This window comes from Caldicoprobacter sp., assembly GCF_047459465.1.
Taxonomy (GTDB): domain Bacteria; phylum Bacillota; class Clostridia; order Caldicoprobacterales; family Caldicoprobacteraceae; genus Caldicoprobacter.
The window spans coordinates 1-5833 of the sequence record NZ_VSCO01000115.1 but is presented as its reverse complement, the minus strand read 5'-3'; the positions used below and the strand labels follow the sequence as shown (position 1 = coordinate 5833).

The 5833-nt window shown below is 47.6% G+C and carries 3 protein-coding genes; all 3 read right to left on the bottom strand.

Annotated features, from left to right (window positions below; translation table 11 throughout):
* A partial coding sequence (locus FWJ59_RS07445) for a DUF362 domain-containing protein (RefSeq protein WP_414481321.1) occupies positions 1 to 775 on the bottom strand: 775 nt, incomplete at its 3' end.
* A gap of 380 nt (positions 776 to 1155) precedes the next feature.
* Positions 1156 to 1539 carry a hypothetical protein gene (locus FWJ59_RS07440; protein ID WP_414481320.1) on the bottom strand — a complete coding sequence of 128 codons (384 nt, stop codon included), beginning with the start codon at positions 1537 to 1539 and terminating at the stop codon, positions 1156 to 1158.
* A gap of 249 nt (positions 1540 to 1788) precedes the next feature.
* A complete protein-coding gene (locus FWJ59_RS07435) occupies positions 1789 to 5403 on the bottom strand; it encodes a ribonucleotide reductase N-terminal alpha domain-containing protein (RefSeq protein WP_414481319.1) in 3615 nt (1204 codons plus the stop codon).
* Positions 5404 to 5833 lie beyond the last annotated feature (430 nt).

The window sequence follows — 5833 nt, the reverse complement described above, 5'->3', positions numbered from 1 at the left end:
GCCCCGGCTCAAAGGTCTTCAACACCACATCGGTACAAAGGGCCATGCCTTTCTGAAAATCCTCATACCTCTCGGCGTCCATTTTGATGGCGCCGGTGGGACATACCTTCACGCAATGCTGGCAAAACGTACAGTCGTGATAATTCACCGTGTACTTCCCATCGTCATCAAAGCTGTTTGCGTCATGATTGCAGTTTCTAATACAGGCTTCACAATGTATGCACAGATCCTCATTCCAGGTAAGTCCCCCTTCCAGGCCGTGTATCTGCTGCCTGGTTCTATCGGTTACACAGCCCATGGCGATATTTTTGCAAGCCCCACCATATCCGCAGGCGCCATGGCCCTTCACGTGTGAAAGGTTGATCATGACCTCGGCATCGTGTATGTATCCACCGATATCCACATTCTTAAAGGTCTTGAAATCAACCTGTTTTTCATAGTAATACTTCCCTAACACTCCGCATACAGGAACAATGGGAACTCCCAAGTATTCCTCGGTATAACCTCTGCTCCTTGCACCCGAAACCACATTATCGGTTATGTACACTTTCGCTCCATATTCTATCAACTTGTCTACCAGGATTTTCACAAACAGCGGATGAATGGTAGAATATCCTATATTGCGCCCAAGGTGCATCTTGATAGCCGTCCATTTGCCCTTTACAACGTCCTGCATGTCCATCCTGTCAATGAGCCTGCCAAACTTGGCTGGAAGGGTCACATCGGCATCAAACTTATCGTATTTGACAGATGCGAATAATACCTTTGCCGCCACAGACCTTCTCCCCCTTATTAATATTGATATATCTCAACTTTTTGACCTATAAATAATTTATACCTGGGCATAGTCGATATAATTAAATTTGGTTATCTGCCCAGGCTTCCTCAAATTTAAATTTTAGCATAAAACCGCAGAAACACAACAGCAGCATTATACTATTGCCTGTTGCCCGCATTTGTTAAATCTGCTGAAATAACAAATTAATTTATGGATAAAAAATCTAAAGCACATATTTAATGCCATCTTGTTTTATTCTATTGCAACATTAAAGCATAATCAATATGACTTAAAAGTTTATCTAAACGATGCTAATGCCAAAATTGTTTGTGTTTTACATCATCAAATCCATTCACGGCAAATTAACAAAATAATCATCAATACCGTGGAAACACCCCTATTATCTTTTCAGTCTTGGGGTCAACAAGAGCGGTAATTGGCCCAAGCAAGCCGTCAAGTTCGGTACGAAAGCTTACGTAATATACGTATTTTCCCGACACGTCGATCCATTTTATTGGATCTAAACCGATGACATGCCGACCTTTAAACCCAACCGTGGCATATATCTCTTCCTCTCCTGTAAGTTTAAGTTTATCCACACTACCAGCAATTAACTCATTGTAAACCATGTCCCTGATTCGTTTTTTCTTTTGCTCATCAAGAGGCACATACTGAGATTTTGGAACGTAGCTTATCAGATTTAAACCTTCCAACGTGACGGTAAATTGGCCTTTGGTCTGTTCAACCACGGATTTTTTCAAATAAATGGCCATTTGACAGCCAGGTCCGATGCTTCTCCCAGAAACAGCATCTTCAATGGTTGTTTTTAACGAAGATGAAAAAACATCTATGATAACGTAAAAACTGGTAGTTTTTATTATAAGGTGCAAACAAGCAATTGCAGTCAAAAAAATAGGGCAACGGAAAAATTTATCCGTCACCCTTTACGTATGGCAGTTGCGACCACTATAGCATGTCAATCCTTACCCGTATCTTAAAATATTCAACCATCAGCCGCATCTTGAATACCCGCAGGAACGGCACACCACACATCCGCCATCGTGTTCCATGGTGACCCCGCATTCGGGACACTTCTGGCCCTTACCTTTAAGCGGATCGTCTATCCCAGGGGCATTCTCAGAAGCGTTGGCTGGTGGATTGGCCGATAAATCCTTATCGCTTAAAGGTATTCCTCCATTTTCCCTATAAGGGTTGTTGCAAACATCCTTTAGGGAACAGAGAGAGCAGTTGGCAAGGCAGCCGTGCTTATCAACCATGTCGGAACTGCCTATGTCCAGATCATCGGCCTCCAGATGGTTGTTTAGCCTTAGCTTTACCACCTTCTCTAGCACCCTGCCTATGGCATCGGGACAGGACAGAACCTTAAGCCCTTTTTGCCGCAGAGTGGAATGGCACCTTATCCCTTTAAGCTGCTCTATGATGGTGTCAACGTCCATGCCCGAGCGCAGCGCTATGGAGATCAGACGGCTGGTGGCCTCGGACTGAGAAGGACATCCTCCCGCCCTTCCCAGGTTGGTAAATACCTCGCATATGCCCTGATCGTCGTAATTGACGGTGATGTACAGGTTGCCGCAGCCAATCCTCACCTTTTCGGTAAAGCCCATGGTGACATCGGGTCTCGGCCTGGGAGTTATCCTGGGCTGCTTGCTTTCAGTCTGCTCTTTCATGCGGCTGTATATCTTTTCGGTAAGGGATCCGCTCTTTTCCTTCCTATCCTCTTTATCGATCACCTTAGATTTATCCTCTGTTAATATCGCTTTGTCCTCCGACGGCTTATCCCCTGCTTTTGGCTCCTCTTTGGGCTTCACGCTCAAAACCTGGCCCTCACGGCTACCATCCCTGTAAATGGTCACGCCCTTGCAGCCCAGCTCGTAGGCCAGCCAGTACACTTTCCTTACGTCTTCCACGGTAGCGCTGTTTGGGAAGTTTACGGTTTTTGACACCGCGTTATCGGTATACTCCTGGAAGGCTGCCTGCATGCGTACATGATACTCGGGCGAGACATCGTGTGCGGTCACAAATACCCGCCTTACATCTTCGGGTATCTCCTCCATGCCCTGGATGCTGCCGTGAGCGGCTATTTTCCTCATCAGCTCATCGGAATAAAATCCGCGCTTGATGGCCACCTCTTTGAAATAGGGGTGAACTTCCACCAGCTGATCGTTATCCATCACGTTGCGCACAAAGGATATGGCAAACAGTGGCTCTATACCGCTGGTGGTACCGCATATGATGCTTATGGTACCCGTTGGAGCGATGGTGGTAGTGGTGGCATTTCTGAGCTTCAAACCCTTGTGCCTCCAAGTGCTCTTGTCGTAATACGGGAAAACTCCTCTCACTTCGGCCAGATGCGCCGACATCTCCTTGGAACGCTCCTGTATGAACTTCATGACCTGGCGGGCCAGCTCCACTGCCTCATCGGAGTTGTAGGGGATGCCCAGCTTAAACAGCATATCGGCAAATCCCATAACCCCAAGGCCAATCTTACGGCTGCCCTTGGTCATCTCTTCGATCTGAGGAAGCGGATACTTGTTGACATCTATCACGTTGTCCAGGAAGTGCACCGCTAAGTCCACAACCCTGCCCAGCTTGTCATAGTTTATGACGTATTCCCCGTCAACCTCCTCAACCATTCTGGAGAGGTTTATGGAGCCAAGATTGCAGCTCTCGTAGGGCAGGAGTGGCTGCTCGCCGCAATTGTGCACATATATCCCGTTGGCATCAAAAGCGTTGACTCCTGGGATTTGAACGTCAAACACATCTTTTTCACCTATCGGAATAACCTCAGTAACCGTTGCAACAAACCTCTCCCTGTTGAGTACCCTCTTGTATTCCTCAAGGCGCTGTCTTAGAAGCTCTTGCTTCTTTACATTGCTGAATCCTACCTTTTCGAAGAAAACTTGCATGTTATCCGAGGTGATGACCAGCTCATGCCCGGCCTTGATGCTGTATTCTTTCATTCCTCCTTTGCCATCCGGCATCTCTTTGATGCCCTCGGACTTGCGTTCCATATATATGGTCGAAGCTATCCCCAAGCGGAGCAGCATCCGCTGCACAATCCTCAAGCCTTCGGCGTCACTGTGCCACAGCCTGATGGACACTCCTTTTTCCTGATGGCCTGTTACTGTACCATCAGCATCAAATAGTCCCCTTAAAAACCCGCGGTGAAATTCATAGTTTGTCCTTTCCAGGTCTTCAGTAATTCTCTTTTTCCCAGGTACAATCCCATAGGCGGCCGCCAAATCCCTAAGAGCTGCCATCTGAAGCCTGTGTTCCTTCCTTTCATCAATCACGCGCTTGAACCCTTTAAAGTCCTCCCTGTGCGGCAGGGTAAAGGCAGCTTTTTGTGCTGCATCCATGACGGATTGGGCTTCCTGGTCATCTCCCCATACGGAGATAACGCCACCTTCATCCTTCAACGTGCCATCCCCTATAAGAAGGCCCAGCAGATACCCTTCCTCAAAGGTCCCCCGGCCTTCCCATACAAGCCCGCGATTGTTGGATAAGAGTATTTGATCCCCCGGTTTCAACTCTCCGGCGGGTTTCCAGTCCTCCTCTATTCTATCGCGAGTCACTAAAGAAACAACCCTTATCTTGTGATCCGGCGTGACTTCTATGCTGTAACCTCTATCGGTGTGTATCTTTACAACCTGCTTTCTGCCAGTCTTAAAAAATCCCTGCTCAGTAGAGGGATAAAAACTTCCATTTAGTGCAAGGGATACCTGCCTGCCCAGTATATCAGCCACCTGTGCAGGGCCTTCTTCCGTGAGCACCCACGTATCCCCCGTCACGCACGGGTTGGTGCTCTCAATCTCGCCCAGCTCGATAAGCACGTTATCCCTGTTTAAGCGGTCCAAGAATATAATTCCCGGCTCGCCGTTGTGCCAGGCATTTTCGACTATCTTATCGAATACTTCCCTGGCGTTCAACTTGCCAACCGGCTTGCCCGTCCTGGGGTCTATCAGGTCATAATCCTCTCCCCGCTCTACCGCCCGCATAAAAGCCTCGGTTATGCCAACGCTTATGTTGAAATTGGTTATGTCCGAATTGTTCTTCTTGCAGTCAATGAATTCCAGTATATCGGGATGGTCCACCCTAAGTATCCCCATGTTGGCCCCGCGGCGGGTACCGCCCTGCTTCACGGCCTCGGTAGCAGCGTTGAACACCTTCATAAAGCTGACGGGACCGCTGGCCACGCCGCCGGTGGACCTGACCGCCGAGCCTTTGGGCCGCAGGCGCGAAAAGCTAAAGCCTGTGCCACCACCGCTTTTATGTATCAAAGCGGCGTGTTTGACTGCATCGAATATGCCTTCCATGGTGTCAGGAACGGGCAGCACAAAACAGGCAGAGAGCTGTCCCAGGGGTCTTCCGGCATTCATGAGGGTTGGAGAGTTGGGCATGAACTCGAGATTCACCATGAGCTGATAGAATTCCTCTTCCAGCGCCTCTACATCGGCATCGGGTGAATATACCTTATCCGCCTGGGCGATATGCCGTGCCACGCGCCTAAACATGTCCTCAACCGTCTCAATAATGTTGCCGTTCTCATCCTTGGCCAGATACCTCTTTTGCAAAACCTTCAAAGCATTCTCGGTTAAGTTCATACGACGACCTCCCATTAATCTTTTGTATATCTGCTTATAGCCTGAGTATGTTTAAGCCATTTCCCGTTGATCATCCATCCATCATTTGATATGTAATCGAAGTATATACAAAAGCTATATATCCATATATATGGTGTTGTGTGGTTTCACGATGCACTATATATTGTATCATCCTGCTTTTTCCCCGTCAAACGTCTTTATAGGCAAAAAATATCCCCCAAAATGGTTCTTATATATGCTTAGCAAGCCCACGCATGCAAAAATACATAAAAAAGATAAAGGGGACCTATTTTTTTGGTAAAGCGGTCCCCTTTTTATTGGGCTTAGCAGATTATCCCAATTTAGCAGATTTTGCTCAATCGGTTGATATTCTAGTGCCCTTGATTAACACCGCAGTCAAACCAACGCCGGCAGAAATACTGCCTTGCAC